Raw genomic sequence first — 17,240 nt, 5'->3', positions numbered from 1 at the left:
GCCAGGGGTTGGCTGCGTCTATCGAAGCGATAGGAACAATCAATTGTACCAATGGCGGAAAGGGCGCGTTGACTAGGCCCGACGGGGGAAATGGCGAACGCAACAAGCCAACCGGAGGAAGCCGACAATGGATGGAAACGTCGATCCTAAAGCGCAGGGCCAGTGCCCGGTGGGCCATGGCCGCGGACGAGCGAACCGCGACTGGTGGCCCCAGCACCTGAGCCTCGAAAGCCTCAACCAGCACGATCCGCGCTCCAATCCGCTCGGCGCGTCCTTCAACTACGCGCATGCGTTCAACAGCCTCGACCTCAATGCGGTGATCGCCGACCTCCACGCCCTGATGACCGACAGCCAGGACTGGTGGCCCGCCGACTTCGGCCACTACGGCGGCCTGTTCATCCGCCTGGCCTGGCACAGCGCCGGCACCTATCGCACCAGCGACGGCCGCGGCGGCGCGGGCGGCGGCCAGCAGCGCTTCGCCCCGCTCAACAGCTGGCCCGACAACGCCAATCTCGACAAGGCCCGCCGCCTGCTGTGGCCGATCAAGCAGAAGTACGGCGCCAAGCTCTCCTGGGCCGACCTCTACGTGCTGGTGGGCAACGTCGCCCTGGAGTCGATGGGCTTCAAAACCTTCGGCTTCGGCGGCGGCCGCGCCGACCAGTGGGAGCCCGAAGAGCTGTACTGGGGCCCCGAGGGCAGCTGGCTCGGCGACGAGCGCTACAGCGGCGAGCGCCAGCTGCACCCGGCGCTCGGCGCGGTGCAGATGGGCCTGATATACGTCAATCCCGAAGGCCCCAACGGCAATCCCGATCCCAAGGCCGCCGCGCGCGACATCCGCGACACCTTCGCCCGCATGGCCATGAACGACGAGGAGACCGTCGCCCTGATCGCCGGCGGCCACAGCTTCGGCAAGACCCACGGCGCGGGCGACCCGTCCTTCGTCGGCGTCGAGCCCGAGGGCGGCGAGATCGAGGCCCAGGGCCTGGGCTGGACCAGCAAGCACGGCACGGGGATCGGCGCCGACGCCATCACCGGCGGGCCGGAAGTGATCTGGACCCAGACCCCGACCAAGTGGAGCAACCACTTCTTCGAGAACCTCTTCAAGTACGAGTGGGAGCTGCACGAAAGCCCCGCCGGCGCCAAGCAGTGGCGCGCCAAGGACGCCCCGGCCGACATCCCCGACGCCTATGACGCGTCCAAGACGCACGTGCCGCGGATGCTGACCACCGACCTGGCCCTGCGCTTCGACCCCGAATACGAGAAGGTCTCGCGCCGGTTCCTGGAGAACCCCGACCAGTTCGCCGACGCCTTCGCCCGCGCCTGGTTCAAGCTGACCCACCGCGACATGGGCCCCAAGCAGCGCTATCTCGGCCCGCTGGTGCCCGAAGAGACCCTGATCTGGCAGGATCCGATCCCCGAGGTCGACCACCCGCTGGTCGACGGCGCCGACGTCGCCGAGCTCAAGCGCCAGATCCTGGCCTCGGGCCTGTCGATCTCCGAGCTCGTCTCGGTCGCCTGGGCCTCGGCCTCGACCTACCGCGGGTCCGACAAGCGCGGCGGCGCCAACGGCGCCCGCATCCGCCTGGCTCCGCAGAAGGACTGGGAGGTCAATGATCCGCCCACCCTGGCCAAGGTGCTGGGCGTGCTGGAAGGCATCAAGGCCAAGTTCGACGCCTTGGGCGACAAGAAGATCTCGCTGGCCGACCTGATCGTGCTGGGCGGCGCGACGGCCGTCGAGGAGGCCGCCAAGGCGGCCGGCTCGCGCATCACCGTGCCCTTCGTCCCCGGCCGCGCCGACGCCACGGCCGAACAGACCGACGCCGACTCCTTCGCGCCCCTGGAGCCGCTGTCGGACGGCTTCCGCAACTATCGCCGCGAGGGGACCCAGTTCATGGCCCCCGAGGAGGCCCTGGTCGACCGCGCCCAGCTGCTGCGGCTGTCCGGCCCCGAGCTGACCGTCCTGGTCGGCGGCCTGCGGGTGCTGGGCGCCAACGCCGGCGGTTCCAAGGCCGGGGTGTTCACCGAGCATCCGGGCGTGCTGACCAACGACTTCTTCGTCAACCTGCTCGACATGGGCACGACCTGGAACCCGACGGCGGTCAACGCCTTCGCCGGGTCGCCCCGGGCCGGCGGCGACGCGCGCTGGACGGCCACCCGCGTCGACCTGATCTTCGGCTCCCACGCCGAGCTTCGGGCCCTGGCCGAGGTCTACGGCTCGGCCGACGCCCAGGACAAGTTCGTCACCGACTTCGTGGCCGCCTGGAACAAGGTCATGAACGCCGACCGGCTGGACCTGAGGTAACCGACCGGGCGAGGGCCGAGCGCCCCGCCCTCAGCCGCCGGCGCTTCGGCGTCGGCGGCTTTTCTCTTTCTGGGCCTCGGCGTCGTCGTCTTCGCCGACCTTCTCCTCGACGGCGGCCGAGAACCGCTGATAGGCGCCCAGGCCCACCAGCACCAGCACGGCCGCGACCAGCAGCAGGGTCGGATAGACCAGCTGGGCGACGTCGCCGCGGGCGGTCTTGAACACCACCACCAGCGCCTCCAGGAACAGGGCGATGACGATGGTCGACAGGAACTTGGTCAGGCTGCGCCTGGCCTCGGCGGCGCTGCGCTTCTCCTCGCCGCGCCGCACCTCGTCCTCGAACAGGTACTTGGCCACGTCGAAGACGGCGATGGCCACGATGATGTAGCCCAGCACGTCGAGTACCGCCTCGGCGCTGGACTGGTCGGGATTGCGCAGGCTGGCCAGCGCCTCGTTGATCCCCAGGGCGATCAGGCTCATGGCCGCCAGCGCCAGCAGCAGGCTGGCGCCGGCGAAGATGGCGCGGGTCACATAGTTCACGGCTGGCTCCCGGAAGGCCCGGTCCAAGCGGGGCCGGTCTCGGGGCTTCAACGTCCGCCGAGGCGTCCGGTTCGCCCCGCCCGTCAGCAGCAGCCGCCCTTGTCCTTCATCTCCAGGTCGATGGTGATGCGGCGCACCTTGACGCTCTTGAGGTCCTCGCCGGGCAGGTCCAGGCAGTCGAGCAGCCGCGCGGCCTGTTCGACGCAGGCGTCGGACTTGCGCTCGCCCTTGCCCTCGTTGAACGGCGTCTCGATGTCGGGATCGATCTTGTAGACCATGCCGCCGATCACCTCGCCGCCGGCCCTGGCCGTCACGACGATGTCGCGCTCGCCCGCCTCGGCCGCGTCGGAGGCCGTGAAGGCGGCTCCGGCCTGGACGTCGAAGGTCACCGCCCGCTGCTCCCCGGGCTTCAGCCGCGCGCCTTCGGCCGGCAGGCCCTTGACCTCGACCCGCCATCCGCGCCGCGCCAGCAGCGGCGGCAGCGACACCGAGACCTCGACCAGGGCCGAGACCCTCTGCGGGTTGCCCACCCAGAAGCCCTTGCCGTGCAGGCCGGCCATCAGGCCGCGCACGCCGCCGCCGCCCGGCACCAGGGTGACGTTGCGCTGGGCGACGTTGTTGTCGTTGGGCACCAGCCGCCAGTCCTGCACGACCTCGCCGGCCGTGAACTTGTCGACATTGCTGGGATCGCCCGTCGCCGAGACGATCATCAGCATGCAGTCGTGGCCCCAGGTGTTGGTCACCGGCGTCCAGGAGAACGGGCCGACGATCTTCTCCTCGGTGTCGTTGGCCGCCAGCGAGCCCACCGCCAGCTGCGGCGTCGTCATCGGCTGCAGGTCGTTGGGCCACAGCACGCCGGCCGAAGGCTTGCAGTGGTAGGCCTTGACCACGACGTTGCTGGCCGGCGAGGTCCCGCGATTGCGGACCTTCACATAGGCGTAGTTGGTCTCGTCCAGCGCCGGCTCCTGGTGCCCGGCCAGGCCGTCCGCGCTGCGCCGGTTCCAGATCGTGGTCGTCGCCCAGTGCACCGGCAGATAGGGCAGGTACTCGCCGCTGCGGCCGTCGTCGATATAGACGTCGACGGCCGGCGGGGCGCCGCCGTTCAGGTTCTGCTTCTCGAACGCCCAGGTCAGCACCTTGCCGTAGGCCCCGCCGTACAGCCCCTCGGACGTCCAGTCGCCGGCGTCGGCGGCCAGCAGGGCGTCCAGGAACAGCGCGGCCGAGGCCGGGTTGCTGGCCGGGGTCAGCGTGCCGACCGCGCGCAGGATCAGATAGGCCATGCAGCGGGCCGCGAACTTGCGACGGCCCAGGTCGGGGGAGTCGCCGCCGATCGAGCGATAGGCCCGAAAATGGCTGGTCGCCAGGATCTGCTCGCTCGCATAGCCGCCGATGTCGCTGGCCCCGCCCCATCCCCAGCCCGCCGCGACGGTGCGGTCGTGACGCCGGCCGATGAAACTGACCCACGGATAGGATTCGAACCGGTCGGTGGCCGCCGTCTCGGGGTCGTTGAGGATCACCGCCAGGCTGTCGCCGGCGCTGTGCGCGAAGCCGAAATTGGCGGTGTTCACGTGGTCATAGAGAATGCCGTGACCGCCCAGCTCGTGCAGCACCACGCGCCAGTCGGCGGCGATCCCGATCGGGTTGGCCAGGTCGCCCATGTCGGCCAGCTCGAAATCGACGCTGGCGATCCCGTCGCCATCGCCGCTGCACGAGGCGTTGCGCTCGATGCCGTCGGTCGTTCCGTAGCGTCCGCGGTGATCGACCGGGATCGGAAAGGTCGTGCCGCCGAAATAGCTGCTGATCGTGAAGCCCAGGTCCTCGCAGAGCCTGAAGAACCGGTCGCAGTGATAGTAGGCGTTGACCGCCGCGAAGTTGTTGGTGCGCGAGTCGTAGTCGAAATTGCTGCCGACGGGCCGGGTCGGGGGCGCGACGGTCGCCTGCTCGAAGTCCGAGATCCGCACGAAGTTGCCGCTCAGCGCCTGCTCCAGGCCCGGTCCCGGCGCGGTCAGGCCAGGCAGGGTCACGCTGGTTCGCAGCGCGGCCGCGCTCAGCGTGGCGTTGTTGGCCGAGGGGCCGTTGGCGGCGTTGCCCGAGGTGGTGATCGGGTCGCGATCGAACACCAGCCCGTTGACGTTCGAGGTCAGGCCCCGAAGGTAGAGAACCGCGCCGGTCTCGACCTCGACCAGAGCCCGCCAGTTGATCGGCTGGCCGTTCCAGGGCGCGCGGAGGATCAGTTCCGCCACCAGGTACCAGTGTCCCGGCCGGATGGAGGTGGGCACCTCGGGCAGGGGCAGGGTCGGGTGCGCGTCGACGTGCGCGCCGGCCGCCGTCAGCCGGGGGATCTCGCCGTTGGTGTGGTCGTGCTCCTGCGGGAAATCGTCCAGACGGGTCCTGGGGTCGTAGCGATGGACGTAGAACCGGCCCCGGATCAGCTTCGCCGCGGTCTTGCCGGTGGTCGCGCCCTTGGCCTCGGCGCCCAGCACCTCGGCCAGGCCGATCGGTTCGGCCGCCTTGGCCTGCCTGGCCTTGGCCTCCTCGGCCGTCTTGGCCGGCGCCAGGAGCTCGGGATCGACCTTCTCGCCGGTGCGGAACAGCTCCCGGAAGCGCTCGATGGCCTTGGCCGACGGCAGCTTGGCGTCGATGTCGCCCTCGCTGGTGTTGGTCGCCGCCAGCACCCGCGCGGGCCCGTGCTTGAGGGTGGCCGTCAGGCCCGCGCCCCAGACCGGCACGTTCAGATAGGTCTGCCGCCAGCCATAGGTCGTGGTGTCGAAGTTCGCCTTCTCGTCGCCGAACCGGTACTCGGTCTTCTGGTCGCGCGGGTCGTGATAGCCCACCGGCTGGTCYATGCCGCGCAGGGTCTCCGCGCCGATCCCCAGGTTCGGGGACAGCTCGCGCAGGTGCGTCGCAGCCGCCTCGCGTCCTCGCAGCTTTTCGGCCGCGGGATATTCGTCGACATAGCTGACGCCGCGGATCTGATCCCTTGGATCGATCGTGATATTGGCGCCGAAATTCGGATCATAAGCCCGTGTCATGCGGAACAACCTTTCCGGCTGAAGTCCAGGCAAGATTGGTGCTGTTGGGAAACGCGCCCAGCTGACGTCTGCAGGTCTGGGATGACGGGCGCGACCATATCTCAGGACGACGCCCTCCGCAACCATTGCGTGCATTTGCAGAAATGCACCTGAGCTTCGACATTCGCGCAAAAGAAAGGGGGCGCCCGCCATGCGGACGCCCCCTCGCCTCTTTCCGTCCCTTTCGGGCCGGGTCGGCCGTGATCTACTTTCCGGCCTTGGCGGCGGCGACGTAGTCGTCGACCACGCGGTCCAGCACGGTCAGCGGGGTCATGCCCGACAGCAGGCCCGCATCGTGGAACTTCTTGATGTCGAACTTCTTGCCCAGGGCCTTCTTGGCGCGCTCGCGGGCGCGCAGCCAGGTGATCTTGCCGATCATGTACGAGCAGGCCTGGCCCGGCCACACGACGTAGCGTTCGATCTCGGTGACCGTGCCGCTTTCCTCGTCGCCCATGGTCTCGGCCATGTACTTGATGGCCTGTTCGCGGGTCCACTTCTTGTAGTGCATGCCGCTGTCGACCACGAGGCGCACGGCGCGGAACAGGGCGTCGTGCAGCATGCCGATGTGGCCGCGCGGGTCGTTCTTGTAGATGCCCATCTCGACGGCCAGCTCTTCCGAATAGAGCGCCCAGCCCTCGGCGTAGCCCGAGAAGCCGATGACCTTGCGGATCAGCGGCAGGCCTTGCGCCTCGTTCGACAGCGACAGCTGCAGGTGGTGGCCCGGAACGCCTTCGTGCACCGTCAGCGTGGTCAGGGTGTACTTGGCCTGCTCGGCCGTGTCGCGCAGGTTGATCCAGTAGATCCCCGGGCGCTTGCCGTCGAGCGAGGGCGAGTTGTAGTAGCCGCCCGGCGCGCCGGCCTCGATGGCCTTGGGCACGCGGCGGATTTCCAGCGGGGCCTTGGGCAGCTGGCCGAAATAGGCCGGCAACTGCTTTTCGATCCACTTGGCCTTCTCGTTCAGGTCGGCGATCAGCTTTTCCTTGGACGAGTCGGTGTTCTCGTAGATGTCCTTGCCCAGCTCGGCCATGCGCTCGCCGACCGTGCCCTTGCTCATGCCGATCGACTTGAACAGCTTGTCGGCCTCGGCCGAGATCGACTTCACCAGGTCCAGGCCCAGCTGGTGGATCTCTTCGGGGGCGATGGTGGCGGTCGTGTAGTTCTTCAGCGACACGGCGTAGTAGTCGCCGCCGTCCTTCAGGCGCCACACGCCGGCGTCGTGGTTGGCCTTCGGGCGTACGCTTTCCAGCAGCGCGATCTGGCGCTTCAGCGCCGGCAGCACCGAGTTTTCATAGACCTTGGAAGCCTCGCCCGCCCAGTCGCCGGCGATGTTCTTTTCCTTGGTGCGGCGGGCCACCGACTTGACCAGGGTGGTGTCGGCCGTCGGGGTGTCGGCGAAGGCCTTCATCTGGATGAGGGCCTTGTCGATGATGAAGTCGGGCGGGATCACGCCGTCGGCGTAGTCGCGCTTGGCGATCAGGGTCTCCTGATCCATCAGGCGGGCGAAGCCTTCCATGCGCTGCAGGTAGGCGTCGGCGTCGGACTTGGTCTCGATGCTGTGCTGCGTGTCGAGGAAGTCGGGCATCTGCTGGTAGCTGCCGGTCAGCTGGCTCAGCACGTAGGGCGCGCCCGAACCGCCGCCGGCGTAGGTGAACTTGCGGTTGCCTTCGTCCTGCACCGCCAGGGTGAACTCGACGGTGTCGTAGTTGACGGCGTCCATGCCCGACAGCTGCTTGCGGTCGATCGAGCGCAGCTCGGCCAGCTGGGCGCTGGTCTGGGCGGCGCCGGCGGCGATCGCCTCGAACGAGCGGTCCGACAGCAGGCCCTTGGTCCAGGCCAGATCGTCCTTGTCCAGGCCCAGGCCGGTGGTCAGCTCGGGCGCCTGGCGCATCAGCTTGGCCATCGCCACGTCGAAGAACGCGTTCATCTTGGCGGCTTCGCCAGAGGCCGAGGCGGCCGGCTGGGCGAAGCCCAGCGACGGGGCGGCGGCGGCGGCCAGGCCTGCGGCCACGGTCGACAGCAGGAGTTCGCGGCGGTTTTGCAAGAGAAAGTCCCCTTCCCTTGGACCCTCCCCCTCCGGTCGGGCCCTATCGTGAGTTCCGGCGGTTTTCGACTCCGCGCCGGAAAGGCTGGGCGAAGGCGTAAATGTCCCCGGCTGGCGGGGCAACCGAGGACGGATTAATTCCGTGTCATTCGAGCTTGGAATAATCCGCCCCGGCTCCTGCCGCCCCCTGGGCGGGCGCCTCAGCGCTCGCCCTTGTACAGACGCCAGGCGGCCGCGCCGATCTGGCAGGCGAAGGTGATGCCGGCGACCAGCATCGTCACGTGGAAGCCCAGGCCGATCACGTGCTCCAGACGGGCGACCTCGGCGCTCGAGGCGGTCAGCGGCTGCAGGGTGAACAGCGGCAGCGACTTCCACATCACCGTGGTCAGGGCCATGCCGCCCGCCGCCAGGACCAGTTCGAAGGCTGCCCGCAGCCGCACCCGGCCCGGCTGGACCAGCGTGACCAGGGCCGAGACCAGCTGCACCGCCGCCCAGGCCAGGATCGGCCAGAACAGGGTCCGCCAGATCGCCGACGGCTGCAGCGCCACGGTCCCCTTCACCGTCAGGTCGCCCACGTCCACCTTCCACAGGCCCGTCCACCACAGGATGAACAGCGCCACCACGACCATCTCGAACACCGCGTTGAAGCGGGTCTCGAACAGGCCCTTCTTGGTGCTCGCCACCGGCAGGTCGCTGACCTTCCATTCGGTCAGGCCCGTCAGCGGCACCCAGCCGCGCTCGATGCCGGCCGCCACCAGCGTGACCAGGCCCGTCAGCATCAGGGCCGAGCTCGGGAAGTGGTCGAAGGCGGCGTCGGCGATCAGCCGGGCCGGATTGCCGTCGCCCAGGAAGACCGCGGCCAGGGCCGGGATCAGCGAGATCGCCGCCGCCACGGCCAGCGCGATCTTCAGCGCGAACACGTAGAACGGATAGAGCGTCGGGCCGATCAGGCTCTGCTGGGGGCCGTAGCGGCCGGCCACCGCCAGCGGGTGGCCGAAGTCCTTGAGCACCGCCTCGCGCTCCTTGTCGGTCAGGGGGCGGCCCAGCGCCTCCTCCTTCTCCTCGAAGCGGTTGAGCAGCAGGTCGCGCAGTTCGGCGACGATGTCCTCGCGCTGGGCCTTGGGCAGCAGGGCGGCGACGGCGGTGAGATAGCGGTCGAGCAGGTTCATGATCCAGTCCCCTCAKATCAGATTTTGCAGGGTGTCGTTGATGGCGCGCCACTCGGCGGCCAGGCGTTCGAGGACGGTCTCGCCCTCGGTGGAGAGGCGGTAGAAGCGCTTCTTGCGCTTCTCCTCCTCGCGCCATTCGGAAGTCAGCAGGCCCTGGCCCTCGAGCCGGCGCAGCATCGGGTAGAGCGCGCCTTCGTCGATCTCCAGACCGACCTCCGCCAGGGCCTGGCGCAGGCTGTAGCCGTAGCGCTCGACCTTCAGCTGGGCGAGCACGGCCAGGATCAGCGTCCCGCGACGCAGCTCCTGGCGGAGGGATTCGAAGATGTCCGTGTCTGTCGGCATTGGCGTGACCGGTTTGGTGTGCGGCGCATGGTGTGCAGCACATAGTGTGCGATACACACTGTGTGTCACACAGTAGATGCGGGGGTCAACCGGCGTTCGCTGAATTCTTCGTAATGAAAAGGGGCGCGACCCGCCGGCCGCGCCCCTTCCCTTCGCTTTCGTCCTGCGCCCGCGCGACAGCGGGCGGCCGATCAGATGATGCCGCCGTTGGCCCGCAGCACCTGGCCGTTGATCCAGGCGCCGTCCGGGCCGGCCAGGAAGGCCACGGCGGCGGCGATGTCGTCCGGCTGGCCCAGCCGCTCCAGCGGCGCGGCCTTGGCCAGGCGCTCGACCAGCTCCGGCGACTTGCCCTCCAGGAACAGGGGCGTGGCCGTCGGGCCCGGCGCGATGACGTTGGCGGTGATCTCGCGGCCGCGCAGTTCGCGGGCCAGGATCTGGGTCAGGGTCTCCACCGCCGCCTTCGAGGCCGCATAGGCGCCGTAGGTCGGCAGCAGCAGGCCCACCACGCTGGTCGAGACGCTGACGATCCGTCCGCCCGCGCGCACCTGGCGGGCGGCCTCGCGCAGCACGTTGAACGCGCCCTTCAGGTTGATCGCGATGGTCCGGTCGAACAGCGCGTCGTCGGTCTCGGCGATCGGCGCCAGCTCCAGCACGCCGGCGTTGGCGACCACGACGTCGATCCCGCCGAACGCCGCCTGGCCCGCCTCGAACATCGCCGCCACCGCCGCCGGATCGGCCACGTCGGCCTGCACGGCGATCGCCCGGCCGCCAGCGGCCTCGATATCGGCCGCCAGCGCCTGCGCCGGCTGGGCCCGGCCGCCATAGTGGACGACCACCGCGAAACCGTCTTGCGCCAGGCGCCGCGCGGTCGCCGCGCCGATGCCGCCGGAGGCCCCGGTCACCAGGGCGGTCTTGAGGGTCGTGGTCATGGGGATCTCCTTGCGGCGTCTAACGTCGCGCACTGTGGCCCATCGCCAAATTTGAATAATTACCGCATTCTCGGCATCACTATTCGAGCTTGCGAATAATGGAGCCCGCCGTGGACCGCTTCGACGCCATGCGCCTCTTCGCCCGCATCGTCGAGCGCCGCAGCTTCACCCAGGCCGCCGCCGACCTTGCCCTGCCCCGCTCCACCGCCACCGAGGCCGTGCAGCAGCTGGAAGCGCGCCTGGGCGTACGGCTCCTGCAGCGCACCACCCGCAGCGTCGTCCCCACCCTCGACGGSGAGGCCTACTACCGGCGCTGCCTGACGCTGCTCGACGCGCTCGACGAGACCGAGAACGCCTTTCGCCGCGCCAGCCCGCGCGGCGAGCTTCGCGTCGACGTCCAGGGCGCCCTGGCCCGCCGCTTCCTGCTGCCCGGCCTGCCCGCGTTCCTGGCGGCCTATCCCGAGCTTCGCCTGCGCATGACCGAGGGCGACCGGCTGATCGACCTGGTGGCCGAGGGCGTCGACTGCGTGCTGCGCCTGGGAACGCCCGCCGACGGCGCGATGGCCGCCCGCCGCGTGGCCCTGCTGCCCGAGGCCACCTGCGCAGCCCCCGCCTACATCGAGCGCCACGGCGCGCCCGAGACGCCCGCCGATCTGGCCCGCCACCACATGGTCGGCTTTTCCCGCGCCGACGGCGGCTGGCACCCGCTGGAAGTCACCGAGGCCGGCGCCGTTCGCCAGATTCCCGTCCGCGCCGAGGTCGTGGTCTCCAGCGCCGAAAGCTCGCTGGCCATGGGCCTCTTGGGCCTGGGCCTGATCCAGCTGCCCCGCTATCGCGCCGAGGAGCACCTGGCTTCGGGCGCCCTGGTCGAGGTGCTGAAGGACCACGCGCCCACAGCCACGCCGGTGAACCTGCTCTGGCCCCGCGACCGCCAGCTCTCGGCCAGGACGCGGGTGTTCATCGACTGGGCGGCGTCGCGGTTCGAAGGGATGGGGTGAGCCCAGCCCGCGCGGCCGCCTCAAGATCAGCAGCAGGCCGTCAAGCGACTATCGCAAGGGTAGTTAATTGACGCGGAAAAACCCATTGCGATAGCCTCGCTGGCGTTGGGGTGTCGAGGAGCGGCAGGGGAACCGGGCGACGGGGCGAGACCCTTCGTCCGCCCGCGCCGCGCGCCGTCGGGGGGATGTCGAGCATGCTGAGATCAATGGCGGCCGCCTGCGCCGCGATCTGCCTGGCCGTGACGGTCAGCGGATGCGCCGCGCCCAGCGCCTGGCGGCCGGAGGGCTTCGGCAATACCGCCCGAAACCTGGTGGCGCCGAAAAAGCCGGTCTTCTACTTCGATCGCGTCAGCCCCGATCCCTACGAGGCCGTGAAGCTCTATGTCGACAGCCGGGGGGACCTCTATCCGGAAGACCGTCCGGGCGTGGCGGGCGGCCTGCCTCGCGCCTTCGTCCCGAGCGGCTATCGGCCTAACCGGTGGTCGCTGCGCACGCTGATGAAGGATCGCTCGACGCGCAGCCCCCAGCCTGCGGTCGGGACGCTCCTCTGCGACCGCGTCGCGCACGGGTCGACCGCCGAACGCATGTGCGAGGCCGCACCCGACTATAGCCGCTGGAAGGCCCTGCAGGCCGAACTCTGGCGCGACAAGGCCCGCTCCGTCGTGGCCGGCGCTGACGACGACACCGTCTTCGTCGTACTGCTCCATGGCTTCAATGTCGCGCGGGGCGACGCCGACTACGCCTATGCCAAGGCCAGCCTGTCCGCCGCGAGCCGCAGGCCCGAAACGCTGCGCTTCATCGAGGTGCACTGGGACGGCGGCGACACCACCTCGGCCTGGAACCGGGCCCAGTACAGCGGCCAGTTCGTGGGCCTGGGCGTGCGCCAGCTGCTGTCGGAGATCCGGGCGGCGGATCCCAAGGGCGCGGCGCGGCCCATCCGGATCGTCACCCACAGTTCCGGCGCCTTCGTGGCCGGCGCCTTGCTCGGCGACTCCCGCCTGCCCAACAGCACGTTCTGGCGCACGTTCAGCGGCAGTTGCGCGGGCAGGCCCGCGAGCCTCGAGGCGGCGATCAAGGACCGAATGCGCGATTGCGCCGACAATGTCTGGGCGCGGCGGCAACTGGCGCAACAGGCCGAGCCCGGCGGCCCGCCGCTCATCCCGCCGCCCGCCTATGACGACATCCGCATCCTGATGCTCGCCGCCGCGACGCCGGCCCAGACGTTCACGGGCGGTGGATCTCCTAAGGCCGCCGGCATGATGGCCCCCAACGTCCAGCTGTTCGTGTCGGTGAACCGCTCCGACGAGGCGATCAACAAGAGCGGGTTTGGTCCGACGACGCCGTTCACCAGCGACACGACCCTCGGCGCCCTGAAGGACGACTACTGCAGCCTGCAGCAGAATCTCGATCAGCGGCGGAGCCAAAACCCGGCCGATACGCGCCACGCCTACGGGTTCGAGTTCACGCGCGAAGACCCGATACCACGCGGCTGGTGGCGCAAGCCCACGGGCGAGGGCAAGGCCGCCTGGATGAAGTTCCGCGCCAGCGAAGACGAACGCCAGGCCCACAGCTGGCCGCTCTATCTGGAGCAGGCCGCCTACGACCGCTACGACGTGCTGAACCTCTTCATGAACTATTCGGGCGCCGACGACCCGGCGTTCCTGGCGCGCCTGAAGACCAACACGACGCGCTTGCCCTGCGACGGGGACGCCAAGTGACGCCCCGCGTGAAGAGGGCCCGCAACCTGGCCGGCGCGTTCATCTCGGCGGCGCTGGCCATGCTGGCCGCGCCGGCCGTCGGGCTCGCCCAGGAGCGGGTCGCCGGCTGCGTCCTGGACGCCGAGACCCCGCCCCCCGTCGAGGCGCGGTCCATCACCGTCACCTTCTACGGCGTCAGCACCCTGATGTTCGACGACGGCGAGAGCCGCCTGCTCATCGACGGCTTCTTCAGCCGCCCCGAAACCCTGGCGGGCCGGCTGTGGAGCAAGCCCGGCCTCGTCGCCGACCGGATGGCGGGCGCCTTGCCCGTCAGCGCCGTCCTGTTCGCCCACGCCCACCACGACCACGCGATGGATCTGGAAGCCGTGGCCCAGGCCGCGCCGGAAGCGGTCATCGTCGGCACGCCCGCCGTCGGCCTGCTCGCCGCGTCTCGCCACGTCGCGCCCGAACGGATCTGCGCGCCGACCTCTCCTGGCCCGAACGCCATGCGCTATGGCCGCTATCGCGTCACCGCCTTCGACACGCCCCACGGCGACAGCCCGTTCTATATCCGCTGGTTCATCGACCATGAACTGAAGGCCGCGCCCAAGGACGGCGACCGGTTCTGGAGCTTCAAGGACGGCAAGAACCGCTCCTACCTGATCGAGAACGGGTCCACGAAGATCCTCGTGCACCCCAGCGCGAGCCCGGCGCAGCTGGGCGGGCTGGGCGCCCAGGTCGTGTTCATGGGCATCGGCCGGCTGGGATCGATGCCCGACAAGGCGTTTGGTCCGGTCCTGACCAGCGTGCTGGGCGACAAGCCGGCGACGGTGATCCCCATCCACTGGGACAGCTTCGCCCGCTCGCTCGACAAGCCCTTGGTCAACACGCCATGGCCCGGCGACAAGGTCCCGCTCGGGTTCGAGCGCCTGTGCGCCTATACCGGGCCGAAAGGGTGGCCGGTGCGCCGGATGGAAGCTCTCTCGGCCGTGCGGATCACGCCGGCCGGCGAGGTCGAGCCCGTGACGGGAACGATCCGCGACGGCTGCGACCCCGCCACCTGGCCCAAGAAGTAGAAGGGGCCACGAAAGAAGAAAGGGAAGTAGCGCCGGCGATCGCCCCCGGTCCTTTGGCGTATGCTGCCCCTAGGGTCTGGACTCAATTGGCGCGCAAAGAAACGTGTCTTCCCGGCCGGAGGAGCGCGTCAGCGATCCGTAGAGCCGGGATCTCCCACGTTGGCAGGTTCTGAACTGTGCGAGATCCCGGCGCTCCGCTGCGCTACGGCCGGGATGACAACTACTATAAGCTATTGAGTTGGATAGCTAATTACCCTCATCCAATTGAGTACAGACCCTAGGCCCGCTTCCTCAACGCCTTGGACGCCCCTGACGCGGCTGTGACATTCGGCACACCGGGCCTTAAGGGAATCCCCGACAGATGTGACCTTCGGTTGTCGCGTTCGAGGGGTTCAGCGTCATGTCCAAGTCCGTCCGTTCGCGCCTGGTGGCCGCCGGCGTCGTCGCCGCGACGCTCGCCTCGGTCCTCGCGCCCCAGGCGCTGGCCTTCGGCACGGTGCGCAAGCTGGGCCAGAACGCCGAGCACGAGCGGATCACCCGCCGGGCGCTGGAGCCGGTCGGCTTCGAGCGGCTGACCCTCAACCAGCTGGCCGGCACGAGCCTGATGGTCGGCGCCGGCAGCTTCGGCGCGGTCGGCGCGCCCGACCGTCCGTTCCGCGGGCTGATCAGCGTCACCGAGGCCCATTGCGACGACGGCGACTGGTTCGACGCCCGCGACTACGCCCAGAGCCGCGGCAAGGCCGACCAGGCCCTGCGCGCCTGCCGCGACCTGATGTACCGCAATCTCGACGAGGCCCTGCGCCGGGCCGGCGACCTGGTGCGTCCCGACCTGTCTCTGGGCCAGGTTTCCGTCAGCTCGGGCTGCAAGTTCGACGAGGACGACAACGACACCGCCAAGTGCCGGGTGCTGGAATATTTCGGCCTGGCCCTGCACGCCGCCCAGGACTTCTACTCGCACACCAACTGGGTCGACGCGCCCCGCGCCAGCCCGACGGTGAAGAACCCGCAAGGCCTGAACCACGACGCCCCCGCCGAATGGCTGGGCCCCGCCCAGCCCGCCGAGGTTCCCGCCGGCCTGATCAGCGGCTGCTACGGCTTTCCCGAATGGGCCAGCTGCGGCGGCCGCATCAAGCACGACTACCTCAACAAGGACACCGTCCACACCGATCGCGGCGGCTACGAAAAGGCCATGGCCGTCGCCGCCGCCGACACTCGCCTCAAGTGGGACCAGTTCTCCGACAAGGTCCGCCGGCAGTACGGCGAGCCCCGGGGAAACAAGATCCTGTGCGTGATCAAGGCGGACGATCCGGCCAAGGCCTGCGCCTGATCCGGGACCGTTGCGAAGCAGGCGGCCGCGTGGTCTTAGTCGGCGGGTGACCGGGGGCCCTGAATGATCTTGAGACTGGAACTCGTCGCCCTGGCCGCGGCGCTGTCCCTGGCCGCCGTCCCGGCGCAGGCCGCCCCGACCAAGGGGGGCGAGGACCTGGCGCGCGACGCCGACGCGGCGATCGCCCGGATGCTCGACCTGTCGAAGCCCGAGGCCTCCGCCGCCGGCGAGCAGTGTCCGACCGCCCTGGCCGACCAGGTCGACGCCCTGGTGGCCCGGCGCGGCTTCGACGCCCTCGACACCTTCCGCCGCGACGCGGTGCTGTACGCCGTCGTCGTCTGCCGGCCGTTCGACGATCCGCGCGCGGTGGCCGCCGCCCGCCGCCTCGACCGCGACGACGTCGCCCCGCCGATCCTGGCCTCGGCCAACATGGTGCTGCTGGCCGACGCGGCCATGCGCAACGACGGCAAGGGCGAGCTGGCGGCGCTGGAGCGCGCCGTGGCCGCCGACGCTGGCCAGGTCACCGCGCTGCCGCCCGAGATGTACGGCCAGACGGTCGAGGACCTGAAGGGCGACCCGGCCGCCCGGGTCCGCGCGCTCGACCTGCTGCGCGGCCTGGACTGGCCCACCGAGGACGGCCACGACCAGGTCGACAACGACTGGGCCCTGGTCCGCGCCGAACTGGCCGCCGACGACGGCGACATGACCCGCGCCGGCGCCGTGCTCGATCGCGCCAGCAGCCCGCACGTGCTGCTGGCCGTGGCCCAGGACAAGCGCTTCGCGCCGCTGTGGCCGCAGTTGGAGGCCGCCGGCCGCTTCGACTGGAAGGCCGTGCTCGAGGCCGACCTGGCCCGGGTCGAGGAGCAGTCCCGGCGCGAACCGGCCAATCTCAAGCGCATCGCCTATCGCGTGGACCACCTGCGCTCGCTGGGCCGGCGCGACGAGGCGATCGCCCTGGGCGGCGACTATGTCGGCCGCCTGCAGCGCGGCGAGGCCTTCGACGACGCCGAGCTTTCGGGCCCGATGCTGGTCGTCATCCAGGCCGCCGCGCTCAGCGAGGTCGGCCGCTTCGACGAGGCCGACGCCGCGCTGGTCAAGCCCGTGGCCCAGGACAAGCTGACCCAGAGCACCGCCCGCGCCGCCCTGCTGCTGGCCCTCGACCGCCCGGCCGAGGTGCTCAAGGTGGTCGACGCCGCCGACACCGCGATCGCCTCGCCGTTCGGCCTGATGTGGCTGGACGAGCTGCGCGCCTGCGCCCGCCACCAGCTGGGCGACGAGGGCGCGGCCGGCAAGGCGCTCGACAAGCTGCGCAAGGCCTGGCGCGACAACCCCTACGCCCTTTCCGGCGCCCTGCTGTGCACCGGCCGCGACGACGAGGCCGCCCAGCTGATGATCCGCCGCCTGCGCGACCCGGCCCTGCGCGGCGACGCCCTCAAGGCCTTCCGCGACGGCCCGGCGCCGCCCGTGGTCACCCCGCGCGACGCCGAGATCGACGCCCGCCGCCGCGCCCTGGTCGCCCGCCCCGAGGTGGTCGCGGTGATGCAGGAATACGGCCGCGCGATCACCGTGCCGCTCAGCGGCGACTACGCGGGCGGATACTAGGTCGGAGCGTGGCGGCCGAAAGCGTCCGCGGTTTCCGCCCACGCCACGCGACAAGCAGAACGCCTCTCGCCACTTCCCGCCACCTGCTGACACCGGCTGTCAGCAGGCCCTCTGGCCTTCGCGGGCGCGGGCGCCTAGATTTGGCC

The 17,240-nt window shown here is 70.0% G+C and carries 12 protein-coding genes; 6 read left to right on the top strand and 6 right to left on the bottom strand.

What is annotated here, in order from left to right; translation table 11 throughout:
* Positions 1-127: 127 nt before the first annotated feature.
* Complete coding sequence (gene katG / locus AC1DCG_RS04610; protein ID WP_477036817.1) at positions 128-2,302, top strand: catalase/peroxidase HPI; 2,175 nt, start codon at positions 128-130, stop codon at positions 2,300-2,302.
* 30 nt (positions 2,303-2,332) lie between these two features.
* On the opposite strand, the gene AC1DCG_RS04605 is transcribed toward katG, so the two are convergent.
* The 6 genes from AC1DCG_RS04605 to AC1DCG_RS04580 all read right to left on the bottom strand — a co-directional run bounded on the left by AC1DCG_RS04605 (position 2,333) and on the right by AC1DCG_RS04580 (position 10,394).
* Positions 2,333-2,842 carry a GNAT family acetyltransferase gene (locus AC1DCG_RS04605; protein ID WP_165256778.1) on the bottom strand — a complete coding sequence of 170 codons (510 nt, stop codon included), beginning with the start codon at positions 2,840-2,842 and terminating at the stop codon, positions 2,333-2,335.
* Between the two features lie 83 nt (positions 2,843-2,925).
* Entirely contained in the window at positions 2,926-5,874 is a 2,949-nt protein-coding gene (locus tag AC1DCG_RS04600) for a hypothetical protein (protein ID WP_477041394.1), read from the bottom strand.
* 244 nt (positions 5,875-6,118) lie between these two features.
* Positions 6,119-7,954 carry a DUF885 domain-containing protein gene (locus tag AC1DCG_RS04595; protein ID WP_477027857.1) on the bottom strand — a complete coding sequence of 612 codons (1,836 nt, stop codon included), beginning with the start codon at positions 7,952-7,954 and terminating at the stop codon, positions 6,119-6,121.
* A 200-nt stretch (positions 7,955-8,154) separates the two neighbouring features.
* Positions 8,155-9,123: an HAAS signaling domain-containing protein gene (locus AC1DCG_RS04590; RefSeq protein ID WP_477027856.1), complete on the bottom strand. Its 969-nt coding sequence runs from the start codon at positions 9,121-9,123 to the stop codon at positions 8,155-8,157.
* A 12-nt stretch (positions 9,124-9,135) separates the two neighbouring features.
* Positions 9,136-9,465, bottom strand: coding sequence for a PadR family transcriptional regulator (locus tag AC1DCG_RS04585; RefSeq protein ID WP_101711469.1), 330 nt, complete (start codon positions 9,463-9,465; stop codon positions 9,136-9,138).
* Between the two features lie 191 nt (positions 9,466-9,656).
* Positions 9,657-10,394: an SDR family oxidoreductase gene (locus tag AC1DCG_RS04580; RefSeq protein ID WP_477027855.1), complete on the bottom strand. Its 738-nt coding sequence runs from the start codon at positions 10,392-10,394 to the stop codon at positions 9,657-9,659.
* 110 nt (positions 10,395-10,504) lie between these two features.
* Between AC1DCG_RS04580 and AC1DCG_RS04575 the strand changes: the two genes are divergently transcribed.
* The 5 genes from AC1DCG_RS04575 to AC1DCG_RS04555 all read left to right on the top strand — a co-directional run bounded on the left by AC1DCG_RS04575 (position 10,505) and on the right by AC1DCG_RS04555 (position 17,094).
* Positions 10,505-11,392, top strand: a complete 888-nt coding sequence (locus AC1DCG_RS04575) for a LysR family transcriptional regulator (RefSeq protein ID WP_477027854.1) — start codon at positions 10,505-10,507, stop codon at positions 11,390-11,392.
* Between the two features lie 194 nt (positions 11,393-11,586).
* Positions 11,587-13,110 carry a hypothetical protein gene (locus AC1DCG_RS04570; protein WP_477027853.1) on the top strand — a complete coding sequence of 508 codons (1,524 nt, stop codon included), beginning with the start codon at positions 11,587-11,589 and terminating at the stop codon, positions 13,108-13,110.
* Positions 13,111-13,118: 8 nt separating this feature from the next.
* Positions 13,119-14,165 carry an MBL fold metallo-hydrolase gene (locus tag AC1DCG_RS04565; RefSeq protein ID WP_477027852.1) on the top strand — a complete coding sequence of 349 codons (1,047 nt, stop codon included), beginning with the start codon at positions 13,119-13,121 and terminating at the stop codon, positions 14,163-14,165.
* Positions 14,166-14,565: 400 nt separating this feature from the next.
* Positions 14,566-15,492, top strand: a complete 927-nt coding sequence (locus AC1DCG_RS04560; RefSeq protein ID WP_477027851.1) for a hypothetical protein — start codon at positions 14,566-14,568, stop codon at positions 15,490-15,492.
* A gap of 63 nt (positions 15,493-15,555) precedes the next feature.
* A complete protein-coding gene (locus tag AC1DCG_RS04555) occupies positions 15,556-17,094 on the top strand; it encodes a hypothetical protein (RefSeq protein ID WP_477027850.1) in 1,539 nt (512 codons plus the stop codon).
* The last annotated feature ends 146 nt before the right edge of the window (positions 17,095-17,240 follow it).

The organism is Caulobacter sp. 10L414, from assembly GCF_056395525.1.
Note: the sequence above shows the minus strand (reverse complement) of the source record. Positions and strands in the feature narration are given on the sequence as shown.

What these genes read in the sequence shown, in the direction of transcription:
- AC1DCG_RS04560 (WP_477027851.1), top strand. Translation starts at nt 14,566, where the DNA reads ATGTCCAAGTCCGTCCGTTCGCGCCTGGTGGCCGCCGGCGTCGTCGCC.
- AC1DCG_RS04590 (WP_477027856.1), bottom strand. Translation starts at nt 9,123, where the DNA reads ATGAACCTGCTCGACCGCTATCTCACCGCCGTCGCCGCCCTGCTGCCC.
- AC1DCG_RS04580 (WP_477027855.1), bottom strand. Translation starts at nt 10,394, where the DNA reads ATGACCACGACCCTCAAGACCGCCCTGGTGACCGGGGCCTCCGGCGGC.
- AC1DCG_RS04570 (WP_477027853.1), top strand. Translation starts at nt 11,587, where the DNA reads ATGCTGAGATCAATGGCGGCCGCCTGCGCCGCGATCTGCCTGGCCGTG.
- AC1DCG_RS04555 (WP_477027850.1), top strand. Translation starts at nt 15,556, where the DNA reads ATGATCTTGAGACTGGAACTCGTCGCCCTGGCCGCGGCGCTGTCCCTG.
- katG (WP_477036817.1), top strand. Translation starts at nt 128, where the DNA reads ATGGATGGAAACGTCGATCCTAAAGCGCAGGGCCAGTGCCCGGTGGGC.